Annotated in this window: 26 protein-coding genes; 21 read left to right on the top strand and 5 right to left on the bottom strand. The window is 46.1% G+C overall.

Features of this window, described 5'->3' with window-relative positions; genetic code table 11:
• The first annotated feature begins 170 nt into the window (after positions 1 to 170).
• The 5 genes from ABD014_RS13535 (at position 171) to ABD014_RS13520 (ending at position 2,737) form a co-directional block, all read left to right on the top strand.
• Positions 171 to 590 (top strand): hypothetical protein, encoded by a 420-nt coding sequence (locus ABD014_RS13535; protein WP_343861842.1) that lies wholly within the window; start codon positions 171 to 173, stop codon positions 588 to 590.
• Positions 591 to 691: 101 nt separating this feature from the next.
• A complete protein-coding gene (locus ABD014_RS13530; RefSeq protein WP_343861840.1) occupies positions 692 to 985 on the top strand; it encodes a DUF6886 family protein in 294 nt (97 codons plus the stop codon).
• Positions 986 to 998: 13 nt separating this feature from the next.
• Positions 999 to 1,220 (top strand): DUF6886 family protein, encoded by a 222-nt coding sequence (locus ABD014_RS24880; protein ID WP_379340234.1) that lies wholly within the window; start codon positions 999 to 1,001, stop codon positions 1,218 to 1,220.
• Between the two features lie 2 nt (positions 1,221 to 1,222).
• Positions 1,223 to 1,771, top strand: a complete 549-nt coding sequence (locus ABD014_RS13525; protein WP_343861838.1) for a GNAT family N-acetyltransferase — start codon at positions 1,223 to 1,225, stop codon at positions 1,769 to 1,771.
• Positions 1,772 to 1,870: 99 nt separating this feature from the next.
• Complete coding sequence (locus ABD014_RS13520) at positions 1,871 to 2,737, top strand: phosphotransferase family protein (protein WP_343861836.1); 867 nt, start codon at positions 1,871 to 1,873, stop codon at positions 2,735 to 2,737.
• A gap of 13 nt (positions 2,738 to 2,750) precedes the next feature.
• Here the strand turns inward: ABD014_RS13520 and ABD014_RS13515 are convergent, their stop codons facing one another.
• A complete protein-coding gene (locus ABD014_RS13515; protein WP_343861834.1) occupies positions 2,751 to 3,692 on the bottom strand; it encodes an SDR family NAD(P)-dependent oxidoreductase in 942 nt (313 codons plus the stop codon).
• A gap of 80 nt (positions 3,693 to 3,772) precedes the next feature.
• Here ABD014_RS13515 and ABD014_RS13510 point away from each other — a divergent pair, with 80 nt between their 5' ends.
• From ABD014_RS13510 to ABD014_RS13475, 8 genes are all read left to right on the top strand, one after another.
• Positions 3,773 to 4,654: a class I SAM-dependent methyltransferase gene (locus ABD014_RS13510; protein WP_343861832.1), complete on the top strand. Its 882-nt coding sequence runs from the start codon at positions 3,773 to 3,775 to the stop codon at positions 4,652 to 4,654.
• Between the two features lie 19 nt (positions 4,655 to 4,673).
• On the top strand, positions 4,674 to 5,051 hold the full coding sequence (locus tag ABD014_RS13505) for a VOC family protein (protein ID WP_343861830.1): 378 nt from the start codon (positions 4,674 to 4,676) through the stop codon (positions 5,049 to 5,051).
• Between the two features lie 27 nt (positions 5,052 to 5,078).
• Positions 5,079 to 5,897 carry a class I SAM-dependent methyltransferase gene (locus ABD014_RS13500; protein ID WP_343861828.1) on the top strand — a complete coding sequence of 273 codons (819 nt, stop codon included), beginning with the start codon at positions 5,079 to 5,081 and terminating at the stop codon, positions 5,895 to 5,897.
• Between the two features lie 82 nt (positions 5,898 to 5,979).
• The gene (locus tag ABD014_RS13495) at positions 5,980 to 6,537 is read left to right on the top strand and encodes a GNAT family N-acetyltransferase (protein WP_343861826.1); all 558 of its coding nucleotides are present in this window, start codon (positions 5,980 to 5,982) and stop codon (positions 6,535 to 6,537) included.
• 23 nt (positions 6,538 to 6,560) lie between these two features.
• Positions 6,561 to 7,133, top strand: coding sequence for a DUF4269 domain-containing protein (locus tag ABD014_RS13490; protein WP_343861824.1), 573 nt, complete (start codon positions 6,561 to 6,563; stop codon positions 7,131 to 7,133).
• A 39-nt stretch (positions 7,134 to 7,172) separates the two neighbouring features.
• Positions 7,173 to 7,745 (top strand): histidine phosphatase family protein, encoded by a 573-nt coding sequence (locus tag ABD014_RS13485; protein ID WP_343861822.1) that lies wholly within the window; start codon positions 7,173 to 7,175, stop codon positions 7,743 to 7,745.
• A gap of 232 nt (positions 7,746 to 7,977) precedes the next feature.
• Positions 7,978 to 8,409, top strand: coding sequence for a metallothiol transferase FosB (fosB, locus tag ABD014_RS13480; RefSeq protein WP_343861820.1), 432 nt, complete (start codon positions 7,978 to 7,980; stop codon positions 8,407 to 8,409).
• A gap of 368 nt (positions 8,410 to 8,777) precedes the next feature.
• Positions 8,778 to 9,293, top strand: a complete 516-nt coding sequence (locus ABD014_RS13475; RefSeq protein WP_343861818.1) for a hypothetical protein — start codon at positions 8,778 to 8,780, stop codon at positions 9,291 to 9,293.
• 60 nt (positions 9,294 to 9,353) lie between these two features.
• On the opposite strand, the gene ABD014_RS13470 is transcribed toward ABD014_RS13475, so the two are convergent.
• The gene (locus ABD014_RS13470; protein WP_343861815.1) at positions 9,354 to 9,869 is read right to left on the bottom strand and encodes a MogA/MoaB family molybdenum cofactor biosynthesis protein; all 516 of its coding nucleotides are present in this window, start codon (positions 9,867 to 9,869) and stop codon (positions 9,354 to 9,356) included.
• A 193-nt stretch (positions 9,870 to 10,062) separates the two neighbouring features.
• Between ABD014_RS13470 and ABD014_RS13465 the strand changes: the two genes are divergently transcribed.
• The 5 genes from ABD014_RS13465 (at position 10,063) to ABD014_RS13445 (ending at position 13,729) form a co-directional block, all read left to right on the top strand.
• A complete protein-coding gene (locus tag ABD014_RS13465) occupies positions 10,063 to 11,136 on the top strand; it encodes a CobW family GTP-binding protein (RefSeq protein ID WP_343861812.1) in 1,074 nt (357 codons plus the stop codon).
• Positions 11,137 to 11,265: 129 nt separating this feature from the next.
• Complete coding sequence (locus ABD014_RS13460) at positions 11,266 to 11,718, top strand: hypothetical protein (RefSeq protein ID WP_343861809.1); 453 nt, start codon at positions 11,266 to 11,268, stop codon at positions 11,716 to 11,718.
• Between the two features lie 122 nt (positions 11,719 to 11,840).
• A complete protein-coding gene (locus ABD014_RS13455) occupies positions 11,841 to 12,179 on the top strand; it encodes a BC1872 family protein (RefSeq protein ID WP_343861807.1) in 339 nt (112 codons plus the stop codon).
• Positions 12,180 to 12,383: 204 nt separating this feature from the next.
• Positions 12,384 to 12,542 (top strand): hypothetical protein, encoded by a 159-nt coding sequence (locus ABD014_RS13450; RefSeq protein WP_343861805.1) that lies wholly within the window; start codon positions 12,384 to 12,386, stop codon positions 12,540 to 12,542.
• 272 nt (positions 12,543 to 12,814) lie between these two features.
• The gene (locus ABD014_RS13445) at positions 12,815 to 13,729 is read left to right on the top strand and encodes a protease complex subunit PrcB family protein (RefSeq protein ID WP_343861803.1); all 915 of its coding nucleotides are present in this window, start codon (positions 12,815 to 12,817) and stop codon (positions 13,727 to 13,729) included.
• A 78-nt stretch (positions 13,730 to 13,807) separates the two neighbouring features.
• On the opposite strand, the gene ABD014_RS13440 is transcribed toward ABD014_RS13445, so the two are convergent.
• The gene (locus tag ABD014_RS13440; RefSeq protein WP_343862128.1) at positions 13,808 to 15,880 is read right to left on the bottom strand and encodes an ABC transporter ATP-binding protein; all 2,073 of its coding nucleotides are present in this window, start codon (positions 15,878 to 15,880) and stop codon (positions 13,808 to 13,810) included.
• 16 nt (positions 15,881 to 15,896) lie between these two features.
• Positions 15,897 to 17,642, bottom strand: coding sequence for an ABC transporter ATP-binding protein (locus ABD014_RS13435; RefSeq protein WP_343861801.1), 1,746 nt, complete (start codon positions 17,640 to 17,642; stop codon positions 15,897 to 15,899).
• Between the two features lie 505 nt (positions 17,643 to 18,147).
• Here ABD014_RS13435 and ABD014_RS13430 point away from each other — a divergent pair.
• Entirely contained in the window at positions 18,148 to 18,447 is a 300-nt protein-coding gene (locus ABD014_RS13430; RefSeq protein WP_343861799.1) for a HesB/YadR/YfhF family protein, read from the top strand.
• An 86-nt stretch (positions 18,448 to 18,533) separates the two neighbouring features.
• On the opposite strand, the gene ABD014_RS13425 is transcribed toward ABD014_RS13430, so the two are convergent.
• On the bottom strand, positions 18,534 to 19,052 hold the full coding sequence (locus ABD014_RS13425; protein ID WP_343861797.1) for an ADP-heptose synthase: 519 nt from the start codon (positions 19,050 to 19,052) through the stop codon (positions 18,534 to 18,536).
• Positions 19,053 to 19,241: 189 nt separating this feature from the next.
• Here ABD014_RS13425 and ABD014_RS13420 point away from each other — a divergent pair, with 189 nt between their 5' ends.
• Positions 19,242 to 20,180: a phosphotransferase family protein gene (locus ABD014_RS13420; RefSeq protein ID WP_343861795.1), complete on the top strand. Its 939-nt coding sequence runs from the start codon at positions 19,242 to 19,244 to the stop codon at positions 20,178 to 20,180.
• 73 nt (positions 20,181 to 20,253) lie between these two features.
• Positions 20,254 to 22,002 (top strand): ABC transporter ATP-binding protein, encoded by a 1,749-nt coding sequence (locus tag ABD014_RS13415; RefSeq protein ID WP_343861793.1) that lies wholly within the window; start codon positions 20,254 to 20,256, stop codon positions 22,000 to 22,002.
• Positions 22,003 to 22,047 lie beyond the last annotated feature (45 nt).

Below are 22,047 nucleotides of genomic sequence, written 5' to 3'. Positions count from 1 at the left end.
TAAAATAATTGCTGAGACGGATCAAGATGCCATAGGATTCTACAGTAAGATTGGGTTCGAAATCCATAGCTTGGGAGAAAAGTACCCTGGAGTTGAACGATTCCAATGTATTTTATCGAAGGATCATGAGTTGATACTAAAAGGTATTAGATCATAAAGGTGAGTTGCAAGTGGCCGTTCCAAGAGAAGGAGTGATAATGATGAAATCTCCGGGTGGCTCGACGTTTCCCTATTACTATAAAGGGGGAGAGATTCACTGTCTAAAATATGGGAACAAATACAAGGACGAGCAGGCGCTATTGCAATTAATGCAGAAAGAAGAGGAGTTTATCGTTCAGGTAAACAGGCGGCTGAAGATATGGGTTGATTTTGACAAAACTTCATTTACTCCAGGTGTCTGCAACGCATTTATCCAAAATATTATAAATTTAAGCCATCATATTGATAAATTATCCATTGTCGGATTATCGGGCTTTCATCGTTGGAGGCTGCAGAGGGGAATTCGGAAAGCAAAGCTCAAAATGAATATTTCATTCTATATGGATCCTGAAGAGGCCAAAACGTGGCTAGTCTCTGAAAGACCAATTTAATGACAAATCCTGAGGCGGCTCCCAATCATTAATGCCAAGCAATGTCTCAATGATCAATATCAATCATCTTCAATCTAGATTTTAGCAAGGAGCGCGATCATTTGCTTTATCATATCAGTGAAGAGAGTAATATAGAAGTATTTGTTCCAAGGAAAGCCGAGGCTTGGCCGGATTTGCCGCCAGTCGTATGGGCGATGGATGAGAAGCATTTGATAAATTACCTTTTTCCCAGAGAATGTCCACGCATTATATATTCAAATTCTCAAAAGGTCAGTGAGGCTGACCGAGAGAAGTTCTTCTCGCAAACGGTGGCAAATACGATCGTTGTTGTGGAGAAAGGCTGGCTGGAGCGTATGATGCAGGCTCGGAATATACAAATACTGCTTCGCGGATAATGGATTTGAACTTATGGATGCAGTTGCTGGTTACTATGTCTCTAGGGAGACGGTACGGCCGCTTCATATTGAGCCCATCCAGGATTTGGTGGATCAGCTCTTGTCTTATGATATCGAACTGCGCTTTACTCCGAATCTCCATCCTTTAAAGGATGCTATTCTTGCTTCTACAATTACAAATTTTTCTATGATACGTATGCGAAATGCTAATCCAAGAGAATCAAATGGAGGTTAGACATGATCTATAAAAGTGGCAAGATCACGGTCCGCTCTATTACAGAGGCAGATCAGCAGCTTCTTGCAGACTGGCTGTCTAATCCGGAAGTACTTCAATACTATGAGGGGCGTGACCGACCACATGATCTTGAAATGGTCAGGGAGCATTTCTATCTGGAGGATGACGAGACGCGATGTATTGTTGAATATGAAGGCCAAGCGATCGGCTACATCCAATTCTACCCGCTCAAGGAGGATTCCAGACTAGAATATGGGTATACCAATGCAGACGGGATCATCTATGGAACGGATCAATTTATTGGTGACCCGGGTTATTGGAATAGAGGCATCGGTAAGAAGCTGGTCAGCTCGATGCGGGATTACTTAATCCATCAGCGCAAAGCGGCTAAAGTGGTCATGGACCCGCAAGCCTGGAACGCAAGGGCTCTTGCTTGTTATGAACAGTGCGGATTCGTCAAGAAGAAGCTGCTCAAGGAGCATGAGCTGCATGAAGGGCAATTCAGAGATTGCTGGTTGATCGAATGTACGGCGGAATCTGCGTTACTATAGGAAGGAGTAGACCGGATTCAGAAAGGTAGGAACTATTGAGATGGATGGCGAATCCTATCATCATGCCAGGCTATAGAAGTGAAGAAGGATGTGAGCGTGGTGATAGATCAGATAAATGAGATTCGTTGGCTGGAGGGGGGCACTGCTATAGATGCTCTATTCACTCCTAGTGCTGTCTATACGATAACTCCTTTGAATTCCGGTCTAGAGGCTGAAGTCGTAAAAATAAGCATGGCTGACAATCATGCCGTGCTTAAGGTGTGGAATCGAGATTCCAAGCCAGATGTGGCGTTGCAGTATAATCTATTACGGATTCTGTCCGCTCAAGGGATCGCCGTATCACAACCGCTTGGTTATGGGAGGGATCGGGATGGTCATTCGGTCTTGCTGACACCGTATGACGGTCAGTCTTTCAACAAGTTGAACAAATCGATATTGTCGACGCTTGTACAGAAACTGAACGAGATACATCGTTTTCCTATTCCAGAATTGAGAGGGCTTTCTCTCCCTAAGTATGATTTTGTCCGTTACTTCTTTCCGATGATTGAGAAACATGAGGACATCAAGCTTTTGCTCGAGCAGCTTGTTCCAAAAGTGAGTATGCGTCACAACTGCATGATTCACGGGGATTATAATTTGGGCAATATTCTGTACATGAATGGAAAGTATTCCATTATCGACTGGACCAATGTACAGCTTGGTGACTCTAGATATGATGCAGCCTGGTCGATTCTATTAATGCGGATTTATGCGGGTGAACGTAACGGTTCGATATATCAGTCTTTATTTATGGATGAGGGGTCGTTTACTTCTGATGATTTCGAGCTATTCGAGGCACTGGCTTGCTTGAGATGGATCTTGCTATCCCGTATAGCTCCAGAGCTAGCAAAGGGTAGAGATACATTATCAAGAGCACGCAGTATCCTCAAAAACAATCCGTATCTACGTGAAGACTTGCTGGGATAGATAATTGATCGTCCTAGCGTTGTGTCCATTTTGTACATAGCTCCCATACTTGTTGGGCGATATCAGGATCATCCGCATAAGCGGGATAATAAGTTGAACCGAATATTTGCTTGGCTTGTGTGAAGGGGTCAGGCTTGGTCTGACCTGGCAGAATAATCTCACCCTGCTTATTAAAGAGATGCCCAGACAGATTCGCATATTTCTCCGCCGTACAAATTTGATAGTAGCACTCCGCTACTTCATCCGGTAAGGGATTAAATAGGTTCTGGAGTACTGCGAGAGTCCGCCAGATTGGGGATAAGTTGTCTATGGTCCGTTTGGATATTTTTGTAGCAGGAATTTGCAGCGCATTGACCTTGATGTCATAGCGTTTAAGTTCCTCAGCCAATCTTTTCGTCATTATAAATAATGCCATCTTTGAGTCACCGTACATTTTATAGGTGCTATAAGGACGGTTATCTTTGAATTCACCTTGAAGATTGTCAAACTCAATTTTTCGCTTAGGATCGAAGAAGTGCTTGATGTTCGTGCTGCAGGCATGAAGGATCCGGGCATCCGATGATTTGCGAAGCGGATCCATTAATAGCTTTGTCATTAAGTAGGGTCCAAATAAGTTCGTGGCAAAGGAAAGCTCAATGTGATCGGGGCTAAGTTGATAGATTTTTTCGCCGTGTTTAAGGTATGCCGCATTATGGATTAATACATCAAGTTGGTCAAAGGTTTGTTGAAAAGCTGAGCAGAAATGGCGGATCGATGAAAAGGAAGCGAGATCCAGTTCCAACAAGCTTACTTTATCGCTTCCACTTTTCTCGATAATCTCCTGTTGTACACTGCGACTTGCACTTAGATTACGACAGGCCATTACTACATGGAACCCTGTGGAAGCAAATTTGAAGGCGGCTGCTCTGCCAATCCCAGAGTTGGCACCGCTAATGATAACAATACGATCGCCCATGGTTCTCCCCTCATTTCTATGATTAGCGCAATATCAATATATGTGAATTTAGTAGCAATAATGAATATAGGAGCCGATGTATGAGTGAATATTATTGGGACAGCCAGGTTGAATATTTGCGCAATACTCGCTGTCTTTACTATAACGATGATTATCTGGAATTTCTAGTAAAAATCGTCTGGAAGATCGATCGACCGGTGAAGATTATTGACTTCGGTTGTGGGTATGGTTATTTAGGGCTAAAGTTCTTGCCGCTCTTACCGGAAGGATCGACATATACAGGAATCGATAGAGGAAGCAAGTTGATCCAAACAGCCCGGGAAATATACGGGCACCAGAAATTCGAGACTGAATTTATCGAAGCTGATATTGAAGAAGTGGTCATAGCAAGAGATTATGATATCGCGATGTGCCATGCCTTTCTACTACATATGACGGATTCGAGAGCAATCCTACAGAAAATGATTGACAGTGTTCAGAATCATGGGCGAATCATTTGTTTTGAGCCTCACTGGATTGCGAATATGTCGAACTATTATATGGTTGGGATTGAACAATCGAGAATTATTCGCTTGGGATTGCTGCAACAGTTATATGAAGAAGATGCTCGGCTTAATGGTAAGGATGGAAACATTGGAATTATGCTTCCAATCATGCTAAGTCAGATGGGCTTGCACAATGTTGAATGCCGGGTGAGCGACAAAGTGAATTTTTTGGATCAGAACATGGAACCACTGGCGAAAGACAAACTCTATCAATCACTGATAGAAGAAGGGTTGGGACAAATACCTGGCAATCGGAATGAAGTTGTGGAGCGACTGAAAGCGAATGGTCTACCAGAGGAAGAAGCCGTGAGTCAATACAATGCTGAGTTATTATTTTCCGAGAGTTTCGGAGTAAATAGCTGGTTAGCATACGCTCCCAATATGAAGATCACTTACGGAACAGTGAATCATGATTGAACAAGAAGAAGGAGGACATATGATGCATGGATTATCGCATTGCCTGCAAATATTTCCGGTTCCCGATCTGGGTCGGACGGCAAGTTTCTATGAGCGTATTGGATTCAGAGCGGTTAATTACCTGGAGGTCGAAGAGCCGCATATATGTTTATATCGGGACTCCGTTGAGATTGTTCTGACGAAGTCTAATCAAGAGAAGATTCTCCCTAATCGGATATGTCACGGGTACGGGTATGACGCCTATTTTGTCGCGCATGATCAGAAGGGACTTGAAGAGGAATTGAAACAATTTGGGATCAACATCGTAAGGCCCTTGACGACAACGGATTATAACAATCGAGAATTTGTGTTCGAGGATGTTGATGGGCGCTGGATCGCAGTAGGCAATAAACTTTAGGATCGCGTGATCTTGGAAGGAGATAATATGGATTCGTTGATACGATATTACAGCCAGTTCGACGAATGGGGAAGGCTCGATCGCGAGCCATTAGAATACTTGATTCATCTATACCACATGCAGAAGAATCTCCCTCGATCTGGTCGTATTCTAGATAACGGGGCAGGTCCAGGTAAGTATTCGATGTGGTTAGCAGAGCAGGGTTATCGGGTTACCTTGACTGATTTGACACCGAGGCTAGTTGAACTAGCGGAGCTAAAAGCGATAGAGCTTAATCTAGAAAAGCAGTTCGATGGTTTTCACGTAATGGATGCGAGACATTTAGATGGACTCTCTGATGAGCAATTTGATGCGGCATTGGTGTTAGGACCGATGTATCATTTACAGTCCCAAGATGATCGAAACCGGGCAATTGCCGAATTGTACCGGGTGACCAGGCAAGATGGACTTATTTTCGTTGCATTTATGTCTAGAACGAGGTTCCTGTCCACGTCTTTGCAATATCCGGAAAGGTGGAGGCCCAATCATACCGTGCAAGGGATAACAGACTTCATGAAATCTGGGGCCTTTAACCATGACGATGAAGGTAGATTTACCGGGGCCTACTATTTTGATATCGCTGAAATTATCCCTTTCATGGAATCGAATGGCTTCCAGACGATCAAACTTATCGGTTCAAGCAGTGTCGCTGGGGGAATGACGGAGGAGCAGTGGGATTATTGGAAGAGGCAAGGGGACGATGCCTTCACTCAAATGATGGAATTGATCATAAGTGAATCGGAGAACCCTTATATTCTCGGGACCTCATCCCATTTGTTATACATCGGTAGGAAATCTAGGGAGTAGCAGTAAAAATTAATTATAGTTATTCTCCATCTTGTAGTCACATATCATAAAAGCTAAGGTCAGAAGCGGAGGCGTTAAGAGCATGAAAGTATCCATTAGCTTAACAGATCAGAATACGAAATTTGTTATTAATAATCTATATCCATTGTATCTGCATGATCTGTCCGAGATCTGGGGATGGAGACCGAACCAATACGGCGTCTTTGAGACAGACGATACGTTGACACTACAGGATCAGAATAAAGTATTTGATATCTGGTGGGAGAAGCCGTCTATTCTAATCCCCTATCTCGTCACTGTGGAAGATATTCCAGCGGGATTTGCACTTGTAGCGACACCGCCTTATACGCCACATGGAACTGAATTTTATTTAAATGAATTCTTCATCCTGCGTTCCTTCCGTGGTCAGGGGGTTGCTGAAGCGGCAGCCATACAGGTCTTTAATCTACATTCCGGCACTTGGGAGCTACAGACGAATCCAACGGACAGCAACAAAAGAGCGCAGGCCTTCTGGAGAAAGACGGTAAGGAATTATGCTCCAGATTCGTACCTGGAAGAAATGATGGAGACATCAGATGATGGGAACAAGTTAGTATTTACTTTTGATAATAGTAAACAGGCGTTGATCTCTAATAGATAAGTTAAGGAAAGGAAATCTTCAATTTGAGTCATAACTGGACAGATTTAAAGTATCTCCTCAGTGGTAATGCAACGCAACGTGAAGTCTATCATTTACTAGACAAGTACAGACTTATGCATCTTCTCGAATTATATCGTCCGATTCTGGTTGGAACCATTCCAATCGGGATTCACGTTGAGAACAGTGATTTGGATATCATTTGCGAAGTAAATGATATCGCTTCCTTTGATGCGTTAGAAGAGTTAGCCAGGGCTCATCTGCAGCGGTACCGGGGTTATACTCTGACGAGACGGAAAGTAGACGGCTTATGGAGACTTAAAGTGAATTTCTGGCTGGAGCATTGGCCTGTGGAAATATTTGCACAGCAGAAGCCTGTCATGGAACAGAACGGGTATCGACATATGGTGATTGAGAATCGGTTGCTTCGCTTGTATGGAGAGGATTTTAGACAACAAGTGATCGCTCTGAAGCGTGAGGGGCTGAAGACGGAACCGACCTTTGCCAAGCTACTGCATCTAGATGGAGATCCTTTCAGCAAAATATTGGAGCTAGAGACATGGGAAGATGAACAACTTAGAATGCTGTGGGTGAGATAGAATAATAGATTAACAGCGATCAGTTGGAAGGAGGCAACTATGTTAACGATGATATATATGGTACGGCACGCGGAGTCGCCTTATACGGCTGGTGAAGAGAGAACAAGGGGACTGAGTCCTGATGGAGTGCTGAAGTCTAGGCAGGTGACAGAGCTGTTGCAGGATGAAGGTATCGATATGATCGTCTCCAGCCCGTATGCGAGAGCTATGCTAACCGTGGAAGGGCTGGCCGGGAAGTTGAATTTGCCTATAGAGACATATGAAGACCTCAGGGAAAGGCAGTTTGCCGATGATAGCTATTTGATCAGGGATGAGCAGTTTATGACACAAGTGCAGAATATGTTCTCTGATCCGGAATACGCTTTGCCTGGGGGAGAATCGAGCAGGGTTTGTCAGCAGCGGGCTGTTCCTGTACTGTTTGATTTGCTTGAACAGCATAGGGGGAAGAAGATTGTTATCGGTACACATGGCAACGTCATGACACTGATGATGAATTACTTTGACTCAAGCTATGGCTGGGATTTCTTCATTGAGACGAAGAAGCCGGACATTTATAAAATGGAGTTTCAAGGTACCAGGTTAGCACATGTTATGAGGCTATGGAAGGATTGAAGGTGCATCCGAATCGTTGATGCAGACGGCGACTCTACTAAGGGGCCGTTCGGTATCGTCTTCTCGGGGAAGGCGTTCAGTGAGCCGACCCTCATTAAATTGGCATATGCATTTGAACAGGCGACAATGTACCGTTACCCGCCTCAATTAAGTGAAAAATAGTCATTTTCGCTCGTCCACCGAGTATCTGCAGATAAGACGGAATTCACAGTTTGAAGGGGCTTGCTATGTTATGAAAATCCAAAGTATTAATCATTTATGCTTTTCTGTCTCAGATCTGGATAGATCCATTGAGTTTTATGAGAATGTATTCGAAGCCCGGGTATTGGTAAAGGGAAGAAAGTTGGCTTACTTCGATTTGAATGGAATATGGATTGCCCTGAATCAAGAGGATGTTAAGCGTAATACGACCGAACGGACTTATACTCACATTGCTTTTACAATAGAAGAGTCCGATTATGAGCTGCTGATATCCAGGCTAACCGCTTTGAATGTAACACTCCTGCCCGGACGGGAGCGGGATGAGCAGGACAAACGCTCGATATATTTTCTCGATCCCGATGGTCATATGTTTGAATTTCATACGGGTAGCCTGCAGGATCGATTGAAATATTACAGGGCAGAGAAGGAGCATATGATTTTTTACGAGCAGTCTGATGAATAATAGTTCGTACAACACCCGGCTGAATTCAAGATTCGATGTCGAATAGCTTCATGATCTACTTTGTGATCAAAAGCAGACTTTTTGACAACCTCTATTAGTGTGTGTTCAAAAAGGCTGGTTTTCAGCACCGAGAAGGTTGGATGAAGATAGGGACTGAGGAGCGGAGCGTAGGCAAAACCTACGTGAGCACCGGAAGGCCCGGCTGAATTCAAGATTCGATGTCGAAAAGCTTCATGATTTGCTTCGTGATCAAAAGCAGACTTTTTGACAACCTCTGTTAGGGAAAAACTGGTATAAAGAGGGCGTAGATGTGCCATGCTAACATCATCAACAGATGACTAGCTTTCGATGAGGAAGGGGTTACTCCGATGAGATGTCTAGCATGGGGCTTGAATACGTTGCTGGCCGTGCTGCTCCTTAGCGGTTGCGGTTCAGGTTCGCAGCAGATCGTAAAGCAAGAACTTGACAGAATCAATATGAAGAGCTATCAAGAGGGTAATGATCGGCAATTGGTTAGTGGAACGACGCTGAACAGCGCACTTCTCAAATCCCTGCAGGCGGAGTGTGCGAACCGCGGAATCAGACTTACCCATGAGACGTATGCGGAAGCCTTGAATGGAGGGATCAGCTACAATTATTATATCAATGGCGATGCCAGGCATTTTCTGATTTTCAATGTATATCCGAGTGAACAGGACCGGATCAGTGAAATATCTGAAGTATATGGTGCTGGTACGGCAAAAGATGAAGCCTACGTTATCGAGACGAAAGGCAAGGTAGCTCTGATCTATGCTTCAAGCGGGCAGAAGAAAAGCCGGTATAGCGCTGAGCTTAAGAATGTTTTTCAACAGGTATTGCAACAGATTAACGAAGATTCACTGTAAAATAATAAACTATCCCCCGACAGGCTCGTTGCCAGTAGGGGGATTTCTTTTGCAGCTGCCTTATCTCTTATGAATTTCATTCAAAATATGCGGCAATTCTGGAATGATGATCTTTTCCATCGCTAGCTTAACAGCGGCCTGAGAGCCTGGCATGGAGAAGACAGCCATACTACTGATCGTTCCTGCAATCGCTCGACTAAGGATAGCAGCAGAGCCGATATCTTCAATAAAGCTTAAATGGCGGAATAACTCTCCAAAACCTGGCATTTCTTTATTAAGCAAGCTGCGTACTGCCTCATAGGTCATATCCTTCGGGGCGATGCCGGTTCCGCCGCTAAGCAGGACGACATCGATAGTACGGTGTGCAGCGGCTTGCCGCAGTAATTGGCGGATTCCATCGTAATCGTCTTTGACAATTGTATAATCCACAACATTATATCCGTTAGCTGTAAGCAGGTCCTGAATAAATTGTCCGCTGTAGTCATTACTCTTATTCCGGGTATCCGACACCGTAATAATTAGGCAGTTCTTACGAGACGGTGCTTGGCTTCGATGTTCATCAACTGATCGTATCATATCAATTATCCTCTCTAACGTGATGTTATCTTTCTATTTTATCATATTCCTCTATCTTCTCATTAAGTATTAAACCCAGAAAGTTGCGTGTTTCTATAGCATGGTGTAAACTCGCCTTCATGGAAGAGAGTTATTATAATGTGTGTTCAATACTTTTTGAACAACCTCTTATAGAGAGCGAGGAATGAAAAAGATGAATAAAGCAACACCCATTTACATATTGTCGGGATTTCTGGGCAGTGGGAAGACAACGCTGCTGCAGCGCTTAATTGCGAAATGGAAAAATGAAGGGCTTAAGCCAGCTGTCATTATGAATGAGATTGGTGAAGTTAATCTGGACGGTCTGATGATTGGTCCGGAGGTACCGATGGCGGAGATGTTGGGCGGCTGTATATGCTGTACGATTCGCAGCGATCTGAGCATGCAGCTCTATGAGTTGATCCAAGGGGAGAAGCCGGATGTGGTGATTATAGAAGCCACGGGAGCGGCCAACCCGATGGAGATTTTCGATGCGGTCTCGGAATCGTCCTTACTGTTGAAGCTGGATATCCGACCAATGATCACTGTAGTGGACGCGGCCCACTTAGCAGCATTGTATGAAGCACAGCAAGGGAAAACTTATCGTCTGATGATTGAACAAATTCGCTGTGGATCATGGCTGATTCTGAATAAAGCCGATCTTGTCTCTGCGGATGAGCTTCGTGAACTACAAGCTTTGCTACAGCGGCTCAATCCCTATGCCCAAATTGTTACAGCTGAGAAATGCGAGGTGGATATCGAGCTGCTGTTGAGCAGAAGCGAAGCTGATGCAGGCGGAGATACTCATGCTCATAGTCGTAGAGATCATAGCCAAGCAATTGAACATAGCCATAAGCAAGACGAACACGGAGACCATAGTGATCATGTCCATACACAAGATGATGAACATGATCACGAACACCATGATCACGGGTCCCATTCGGCCCACCACTCGCACGAGCATGTTACGGTCTATACGCATTATTTTACAGGTCCAGTGAACAGTGTTGATTTTGAAAAGTTTATTAAGGAGCTTCCAAGAGAGGTATATCGCGGGAAAGGTATATTGCATTTCTCTGACACTTCTAGCCGATTCATGTTCCAATACGCTTATCGGGAAGCAGACTTTATGAAGATTAATCCGCAGGGAGATGTGCCGGATGTAGCTGTTTTTATTGGCGAGCATTTTGATAAGACAGCACTTGCAGAGGGGCTTAGGAGTCTGGAGGAGCAAGCAGCCCAATCCTAAGTGGAAGTCCAGGCAGGGTGTTGAACAGATTGGCGGATCATGCATTTCCCCATTTCAGTGGCTCTGGTATAGCAGTTATAGGTGCGATACAATAAGACAATAACAGGAAATATGTGGGGGAAGGTCGCTATGAAAGAGAATTTTGTACCGGGGGATGAGAATTCCAAGGAGTTGTTCACCTACTTTGGGCTTGCGGTATATTATTCACAGGCACTGGAGCAGCAGCTGGCCAATTTGATCATGGTGATGAAGGTGTCGCAGGGAGATATGCAGAGCGCGGAGCAGTTTAACGAGAACTTTCGCAAGAAGCTAAGCAGTTCGCTCGGCCAATTGGTGAACGAAATTCAACATCATTTTTCCTTTACAGACGAAGAGTCGGCGAAGCTGAAAGCCATCTGGAAGCAGCGCAATTACATTGTGCACGATTACTTTAAGCTGAGGATTCATGAAGCGTTTGATAAGCTGGGTAGAGAGGCGATGATCACGGAGCTGCGAACATTTTGCGATGAAGCCAGGATGATGGAGATAAGACTGCAGCAATATACAGAGCAATTGTTCAACCAGATTGATCTGGAAAAATAGTTGCAACAACTTTTCGATTTCTTTGTCTGTAAAGCGCTTCTCGAGGGACATCTTTTGCGTATTATCCGCTGGTCAAACGCATAGTAGAAAGTAATAAAGGACGAGTTTGGGGAAGGAGAAGTATGGCACCTGAAGACATACTAGACTTTGAACTTGAAAAATTAAATTATGCCGTGGCCTTAGAGGTTTTTGAGTATCAGCCTGATAGGCATAGACCCGGGAGATTCTTGCGAGGCAATACGTCTTTCTGCCCGAGAGATTACAGTAGAGACGTCCATGCGGCATTCGATGTTGTAAAGGAAATGAAGAAGAAAGGTTGGCTTTTCATTTTAAATAATGAAGGGGAACGGTGGGAGGCAACATTTTATAGGGACGAAAAAAAGAGTATTAACGTTGTAGATGTTACTGCTGAAAGTGCTATATGTAAAGCTGCTCTATTAGCTGTATTAGGGGAGGAGTAGACATGAACAAAGTGGTGAGATGGACAGAGTAGGCGCTGGAGATCGAACCTAAAAGGCATAGAGCTGGGGGGATAATAAGAGTATAAGAAGCTGAAAACAGCATAGGGTGAAGCTGTTCATCACATAATACTAATGGAGTAAACCGTGGTTATCTCAATCCGTTCAGATAATGCCGATTCATACGACTTGAGGAGGTGTAATGTGATGAACAACCAGAATAATGCGAAGCATAGGTCCAAGCAAGTAAAAAAGAAATTGGGTGTTCCAAATCTTAATACGGAATTTGCGGCAGAAACAGGCGCTTCTGTAGCTGGTGCTGATGCAAAAGCCTCTAAAGGTGCATCCCAAAAGTCGAAGCAATAGACTGTTGAACTTACACTTGCCTTGATGCGACGAGAGATGGGAACCTCCCGTCTGGACTGGTGAGATTTCGGAAAACCTTGAACAATCCCATTTACCTTGATCGGTAGGTGGGATTGTTGTATATACAGGCAACTTCAGATATTTTGCGATGAGCCAGGATGATGGAGATTAGAATGCAGCAATATACAGAGCATTGTTCAACCAGCTTGATCTGGGAAAATAGTGCAACATTTGGCGACTGTGTACGTCTATTGGAGCAGAGGTGATCTATCGTGAAAAGAAAAAAATTGAATCTGGCCTTTACGATGCTTCTATCTGGATCGCTCTTGTTTGTTCCTGCAGCATCGGCATTTAATGATGTCCAGGGGGACGATGCGCGAATGATTGAATCCCTACAGGACAGAGGAGTTATCCATGGGATGGCGAAGGATAGGTTCGTTCCGCTGGGTAAGGTGACGGGGGCTCAAGGCGTTCATATGATCGTACAGGCATTGGAATTGAAGGCCAAGCCTGATAATCCGGCAAGTTCCAAAAATACGGTTAAAAGGGGACATTGGTACGATGAGTCGCTGGCGATCGCGGCGGACAATGGAATCGAATTGCCACAAGGCTTCTCGGTCAGTAAGGAGCTTACACGGGAACAATTCGCCTTCCTGCTGCAGCAAGGTATCCATGCGACCGGTGATTATCCACTCATAGCCATGCTTATTCAGATCGCGGATGCTGATGAAGTGGCGAAGAGTTATTTTAACAGTGTTCAAGCTTTGCTGCTTATGAAGATTACAGAGCTGGATGATGCGGGCAAGTTCCACCCCAAACAGTCTCTCACCCGAATAGAAGCAGCAAAATGGGTCTACAATAGTCGCGAGTTTGTAGATAATCACGGGAAAGCGGATGATCCGATGCAGGACGAAGTCACGTATAGTGTTGAAAAAGTGAATGACCAGATCAACAAAGTAATTCTACAGCGTGAGAACCAGCCGAACCCAGGATATGGGATTGCCGTTACTAAGGTGGAGTTTGGCAAGGATCAGGTAGCAACTATCTATTATGAGCTGCTCTCTCCCAAGCCGGGGCAAATGTATCCGCAGGTCATTACAACGACGAAAACGGAAACCTATATTGCAAGTTCTTACAAGATAAAGTTGGTCCCAGATCAGACGATTGAGATTAAAAGGCTAAAATAAAGAAGAGCGGGTATCGAGGGGTGAAATGTCCTCGGTACCCGCTTGTTTTCTGGTTGAACCGCCAGCAGAGCCCGGCAATTATACAGGCGCTGAGACTGATGAGGCAGTGTTCGCAGGTGCTGGTGAAGCCGGAGTATCAGCCGCCCCGTGCTGCAAGCGGTACATCTGATAATAGCGTCCGCCCTTGGCCAAAAGTTCGTCGTGAGTGCCACGTTCGACGATTTCGCCGCGATGCAGCAGCAGAATCTGGTCGGCACTGCGAATGGTCGACAGGCGGTGCGCGATAATGAAGGTCGTACGCCCGCGCTTCAGTACTTCCAGCGCCTCTTGAATGAGAGCTTCGGTCTCGGTGTCGATGTTAGCTGTAGCTTCATCGAGAATCAGAATCGCTGGATCGAAGGCTAGCGCTCGCGCGAAGGAGATTAACTGCCGTTCGCCTGCGGATAACGTACTGCCTTTCTCCACGACGGGCTCATCCAGCCCTTTAGGAAGATGGGCTAGAATGCGCGTGGCTCCGACATCTTCCAGCGCTTTCTCAATCCGCTCACGGGGGATATGCTCGTCACCGAGACTGACGTTGGAAGCAATCGTGCCGGTGAACAGATAAGGATCCTGCAGTACGATACCCATATGCTGTCTAATCCACTGCTTTGGCAGTTCCTTGATTGGCTGCCCATCGATCGTGATCGTTCCTTTCTGCGGATCGTAGAAACGGAACAGAAGGTTGATGATCGAGCTCTTGCCGGAGCCGGTATGACCAACGAGGGCAACCGTCTGTCCCTGCTTGGCCTCGAAGGATATATTTTTCAAGACATAATCACGCTTATAAGCGAAGGATACATCCTTAAATTCCACATTTCCTTTGTAACGCGGCATCGAACCGTCTGTTACCTCTTCGCCCGGTTCATCCATAAGCGCGAATACTCTTCCGGCAGATACCATGGAGGAATCCAGCGCAGCAAGCTGGTTGACCATACCTGTAATCGGCTGGAACAGCCGACCCAGGACGTCAACGAAGGCGTATAGGACACCAAGCGAGATGATGCCGGCTCCGCTAAGCTGCTCCGAACCGAAGAACCATAATACAACGGCGAAGGAGAGACTGCGAATCACGTTAACCAGGTTATGGGAGGTCAGGGCATTAAGATTAAGCATTTTGTTCTGATGCTTCATATAATCATTGTTCAGATTCTCGAACTCTTCCCTCGTCTGCTCTTCGCGGCGGAAGATACGGATGATTGACATCCCCTGGATCGATTCGTTGATGATTGCGTTGATCTCACTCAGACGAGAGCGGATGATCGTATTATATTTGGTCGCGAACTTGCGGTACAGTACAACCCAGGCCCAAATGACAGGCACGACGAACAAGCAGATCAGTCCCAGGCGGAAATCAAGCAGGAACAAAGCGACATAGACCCCAATCATATTAATGACACCAGAGAAGAAGTTGGATAATACCGCGATGAACAAGTCCTTGACCGCTTCGGTATCATTTGTAACCCGTGATACGACTTTACCAGCCGGTAAGTTATCAAAGAAGTGTACCGGAAGGCGCTGGATATGAGCATATACGTCCATGCGCAGCTTCCGGATGACTTTGTTGGCCGAAGATTGCAGCCAATAGGTCTTGCCGAATTCCATGATGATCGAGATCGCCAGGAAGACGAAATACCAGCCGATCAATTGAATAATCCCGGGAACCTCAGGCTTATAAAAGGTAAATAGCTCGGAGGAGCTTAGCTTCTGTCCCGGGTATTGCTGAATTTCTCCATTCTTATCGAGCGTCAGCATGCCGTTTTGATAGCTCCGTTTGCCCGACACATCCGTGATCGATTGCTCGACGAGGATGAAGGAGGTGCCTACTTGGAGCAAGCGTGCTTCATTTCCTTTAGCTTCTCCATCCGAGAAACGGTCGCCGCGCTTAAAGTACCGGCCATCGAATTTAACGGTCTCCGAGCCTCCTGGATTGTTCGTCTCGAAGAATGGTCGTTCAATAGCAAGCATATGATCGTCGATCATAGAGCGGGCGATGAACGGGCCGGCCAAATCGGCAGCTACACCGATCGCCAGCATAACAAGTGCAAGTATAAACGTATTTTTAGCCGTTAAGGCGTATTTAAAAAGTGATTTAGCAACATTGGTGCGCAATTCTATGGATACCTCCTTAGTCGTCCAGGCTTGATTCGACCTGTTGACGTTCGTATTGCTCAAGGTACCAGCCGCCCTCTCGCAGCAGTGTCTCATGGGTACCTTGCTCTACGATTCGTCCTTTCTCCAGCACGACGATCCAGTCAGCATGTTCAATAGCAGACAGGCGGTGGGTGGAAATGAGTGTCGTCTTGCTGGAGCGTTTGCTTCGTATGTTCTCGATGATGCGGGCTTCGGTTCGGGCATCTACCGCGGACAAGGCATCGTCCAGGATCAGGATGTCCGGGTCGGCAATAAATGCTCTGGCCAATGATACGCGCTGTTTCTGTCCGCCGGAGAGGGCCACGCCTTTCTCGCCGACCAGAGTATCCAGTCCATCGGACAAGGTTCCCAAATCCTGATCGAAAGCAGCGGTGCGTATGGCCTCCATAATCTGCTCATCCGGTGCATTCGGCAAGCCAAATTGGATGTTTTGCCGCACCGTCTTGGAGAACAGAATCTGTTCCTGAGGAACATAGCCGATCCAGCCGTGCAACTGGTTCAGGGCTATATTCTGCAGCGGTTCATCGGAAATCGTAATCTGCCCATCTCCGAGCGGATATTCATGTAGAATTTGCTTCAGCAAAGTTGATTTTCCGCTGCCTGTTCTACCGACGATCCCCAGCGTCTCGCCGCGGCGAATCGTCAGGTCAATCTGCTCAAGATTATTTACCGTAGAGGTAGGGTAGCGAAAGGTGACATTTTTAAATTGTATACGGTCAGGCGACTCCACATGCACTGGATTATCGATGTCCTGTACGTCAGGCTTGACATTCAGCGTCTCATTCACCCGATCGAGCGAAGCTCCGCCACGCTGCATAATGTTGATTAGTTCGCCGATCGCGAACATCGGCCAGATCATCATCCCTAGGTACATATTGAAGGAGACAAGATCGCCGAGGGTCAGTTCATTCTGGAACACAAGGTAGATCCCGTAGGTTAGGCCGATCGCATAACTAAGTCCAACGAACAGGCGGATAGTTGGTTCAAAATAAGCATCGACCTTAGCAACCGCCAAGTTCTTCCTGTAGACATCATTCGTAATATCTTCGAATCTTTGCTCGTCATTACGTTCCTGGACATAAGCGCGGATGACGCGTATGCCGGCAACCGACTCCAGGACCTGGTCGTTCATGTCGCCGAATGCGTCCTGGGCTAGTGTGTAACGTTCGTGAATGATCTTCCCATATATTTTCATCGCTAGCGCGATGAATGGCAGCGGGAGGATGGCTGCAAGTGTGAGCTTCCAGCTAATGAGCGTTCCCATGGCGACCAATATAGTAGTTAAATAAGCCGTGGAATCCGTCAAGGTCAACATTCCGAAGCCAACGGTCGTTGATACTGCACGCAGGTCGTTCGTCGCCCGAGCCATCAGATCGCCCGTACGACTGCGCTCAAAGAACGGAGGCGTCATCCGCAGCAGATGGTTCATGAACCGGGTACGCAACAGCCGTTCAACCAGATTGGAGCCGCCGAACAATTTGTGCATCCACACATAAGTAATCATATAGATAAATGCCAGTACACCGAGGATAAGCAATATATACTTGGTTAGCGAGCCCCAGGTAATGGAGCCAGTGACGATTTCATCAATGGCGTTGCCAAGCAGGCGCGGTGGAGCAAGCTCCACAATGCCGACGAGAATCAGGAAGGTCACTCCAATCAGGTAGCGCCTTTTTTCCCGCCCGAAGAACCAGCCTAAATTTTTTAATACAGAAAACATGTTCAGGTTTCCTCCTTACGTTCGTAATCTCATAGTTCGTGATCAAGATAGCCTTTTTAGTTTGCATCATGAAGCATCTGCAGCTGAGGAAACCATACAAAAAGGCATACCGTCAGTAGACGATATGCCTTAAGGATCTCCGCATATACCGCTAACGCTGCTTATAGATGAAGCAGCATACGGTATGACCGAATTCGATTATATCCATTGATAATGAGACAATGGGGTCCAGTTAATCTATTCGAACCTGCAGGGCTGCTTCGGTATTCAGTTGATGTTGTCCTGTATGGAACAATACAGGATTAGCATTAAAGATAGTCACCGACATTCACCCTTTCTGGTTTGGTAATAATTTCAATCGATTACTCTGACGATTTTATCACTGGTTTTACAAAGATGTCAATTTAAATTTTTTACGACTTGAGCTTGGAGTGGTTTATCAAATCTTCATTTGGCTTTGTGGACAGATTCATCTACAATAAACTTGATAGGAGGGAAAAAAGCTATGCTAAATATTACAAATGAAGCTGCTGAGTGGTTTAAACAAGAACTGGACTTACAAGAAGGACAAGCTATTCGATTTTTTCCTCGTTATAGTTCTGGCGGAGGGGTGCATCCAGGCTTCTCACTAGGGATTGAAGTCAATGTCCCGACAGTTCCCGGATTGCAGACTGAAGCTGGGGGTATCAAGTTCTACATGGAAGAGCGGGATTTATGGTATTTGGAAGGATATCATTTCAATGTAACTTATAATGCGAACGCCGGCGATATTGAGTACGAATATGAGGCAACTGATTCCAAATAACCTCTCGCTGATTGGGAATACGGATGCGAAAATACATACAAGGCCCGCTATAGGCGGGCCTTGTTAGGTCGTACTTATCGTTATGCTTACCGAAGCTTGTTAAAGAATATATTGTCTTCCATGGCAAAGTCAAAATCTCCAATATCGAACACTTGTACAGGGATCTCCGCTTCAATAATGCGGCGAATGAGCTCAAGCTGGTCTGATAGAATCGGGGCCTGTTCCCGCTCGGCGGTAAGAATAATCTCAGTCTCTATCGGATCGAGAAAGTCGCCGAATCGTTCGTTATCGACCGCGTTGACGATGGTCCATACAATATTGTCACCGAATAGGATGGACGGACTTTTGGACCAGGGATTACTTAGGGCGCGTTCGATTTTTTTGCGATTGAGCGGTTCTTCGAGATAAGTGATAAGCTCATTGATTTTATGTTTGACATGGAGATCGTCAGCAGGATCATGCATTAATGGTTCCTGACTGTTCTGGAATTCATACAGTTCCATGACGGTACTATAAGGAACGATATACTCCACAGGTGCAGACGGTATTAACAATTCACCGTAAATCGCCACCATCACGGCTTCAATGACAAATCTACGTGACATGATTCTCCTCCTAATGCGGCAACTTGTCTCCATAAGCAGTAAAGGGCTTGTTCATATGCCTGCTTATCTGTATCGCCTCTATAAGTGGGGCGCGAAGACAAGAACTTGATAATAATTAGGAGTATATCACTATTATCTGGGCAAATACAGTCTTCACATAAAAAACTCGGAAACAAAGGGGAGGATGTAATGAGTTCAACAAGTAATAACTCCGCTCTTCCGCTGTCAGAGGCCACGATGCAATGGCTGCTGCAGCAGGCGGGAACGGGTTCTGCGATCGAGCAGGTCAACGCCTTGAAGGGCGGTGTTTCATCGGCAGTGTATGGAATACAGGGCATGAAGCAAGGGAAGACATTCGAATACGTACTTCGACAATTCACGGATCGTGAATGGCTGGCACACGAGCCAGATCTTGCTGAGCATGAGGCCGAGGCCTTAATCCGGGCTTATGAAGCAAATGTTCCTTCACCGCAGTGGATTGCTGGTGATTTTGCAGGTCAGTCCTGCGAATTCCCTTCTGTACTGATGACACGGCTGGAGGGAGAGGCTATTCTGCAGCCTCAGGAGTTGCAAGGTTGGATAGAGGGACTAGCGGGGTCTTTGGCTGGACTGCATCAAGCAGATACACCTCCGATGAGATGGAACTACTTCACGTACAATAATATCACTGCGCTACAGATTCCAGATTGGACCAGTTCTCCAGAAGCCTGGGGGAAAATCATAAAGCGGGTTCAAGGGGATACCCCTATATATACACCGCGCTTCATCCATCGTGATTATCATCCGACCAACGTCCTATGGAAGAACGGAAAAGTGAGCGGAATCGTGGATTGGGTCAATTCTTGCTATGGCCCGGCAGGCATCGACACGGGGCATTGCCGTGTAAACCTCGTGCAGCTGCACGGGGTTGAGATCGCGGATGCTTTTCTCGAGGCGTATTTGAACAGTCCAGGGAGTGCGGAGGAGGTTGCAGATTGCTATTGGGATATGCTGAGTCTAACCGACTTCCTGTGTGGGCCGCCGGAGGTGTATCAGGGCTGGATTGACCTCGGCTTCACCGGTTTGAGTACACAAATCATCAAAGAGCGGATCGACGAATATGCGGAGAGCCTGGCCGCAAAGCTATAATTGCGAAGTTATAAAGGATTGATAGAGTTATAGATTTAAAGCTAGAAAGAACGACATGAGGGATGTGCACAATTTGAAGTATTGGAAGGCCTATTTTAAGTTTGTAAAGCCGTATACAAAGTGGATTATATTAACGCTGCTCATCGGGATACTGAAATTCGGGATTCCATCGTTGCTGCCTTTGGTGCAAAAATACGTAGTAGACGACATTTTGATGAACGGGGCCATGGATATCGAGCATAAAGTGTCGCAGCTGATGATTGTGCTGGCGATTACCTTCGTGCTGTTCGTCATTGTCCGCGGCCCGGTGGAATATGCCCGGCAATATTTCGCGCAATTCATCACGGCAAAAATACTATTTGACCTACGCAATAAGCTGTACGGTCATTTGCAGCGTTTATCGCTTAAATACTATCAGAATACGAAGGTGGGAGAGATTATCTCCCGCTTCATTAACGACGCAGAGCAGACGAAGAATATCGTCGAGGTCGGGATGATGAATGTCTGGCTGGATACGTTCACGCTGGTGTTTGTGCTCGGCTTTATGTTCTATTTGAATCCACTGTTGACCCTGGTCTCAATCTCCATTTTTCCACTCTATGCGATTGCGGTTAAAGTTCTCTATAAACGTCTCAAGAAATTGACCAAAGACCGTTCTGCCGCCCTGGCCGGAATTCAGGCATATCTTCATGAGCGAATTCAAGGGATCTCGGTCATTCGCAGCTTTGCGCTGGAGAAGCATGATCGTAAGCAATTCGAGGCGATCAACGGCAAATATCTGAACAAGGCCATGGCTCATAGCCGTTGGAATGCCTGGACGTTCGCTGTGATTAATACGTTGACGGATATCGCTCCGCTGCTCGTTATTGGTTACGGGGGATATCAGGTCATCCAAGGTCATTTGACGCTGGGGACCTTTGTCGCTTTCTTCGGCTATCTGGATCGTCTGTATGCGCCTCTGAAGCGGCTGATCAACTCCTCGACCATTCTGACTCAGGCTTCGGCATCCTGGGAGCGTGTGTTGGAATTGCTGGACGAGCCTTATGATATGACCGATGATCAGCATGCTATGCAATTGCCGGCGGGCAGCCATTCAGTCGCTTTTCGGAATGTATGGTTCAAATATCAAGAGCAGGGCAGTTGGGTGCTGAAAAATATTTCGCTGCAGGTGAATCCGGGACAAACGGTCGCTTTCGTCGGGATGAGCGGCGGCGGTAAATCTTCATTAGTTGGCTTGATTCCGCGTTTCTATGATATTCAGAAGGGCTCTGTAATCGTCGGCGGCAAAGATGTTCGCCAGTGGACGATGGAGAGCCTGCGAAGCAAGGTCGGCATGGTGCTGCAGGATAATTTCCTGTTCAGCGGTACAGTCCGAGATAATATTATGCTTGGGAACCCGGAGGCAGATGAGGAGGCCGTCATTTCGGCGGCGAAGGCGGCTAACGCCCATGATTTCATTATGAACCTGTCTCAGGGCTACGATACAGAAGTTGGGGAACGAGGCGTGAAGCTGTCGGGCGGCCAGAAGCAACGGATTGCCATCGCCCGCGTATTCCTGAAGGACCCGTCAATACTTATTCTGGATGAAGCGACCTCGGCGCTTGACCTGGAGTCCGAGCATTTGATTCAGCAAGCGTTGCAGCAATTGTCCAAGAGCAGAACAACCCTGATCGTGGCCCATCGCTTGTCGACGATTACTCATGCAGATCAGATTATCGTTATGAAGAACGGTACAGTCGCTGAACGGGGAACCCATGAAGAGTTGATGCAAAGAGATGGCGTCTACTCGCAACTGTACAATATACAGAATTTGAACGCTTAATTGGACTCATTGGAACTTATTCATAGCAAGGCGATTCTTCACAGT

The organism is Paenibacillus motobuensis, assembly GCF_039521865.1.
Lineage (GTDB): Bacteria > Bacillota > Bacilli > Paenibacillales > Paenibacillaceae > Fontibacillus > Fontibacillus motobuensis.
This window is presented reverse-complemented; position numbering and strand designations above follow the sequence as displayed.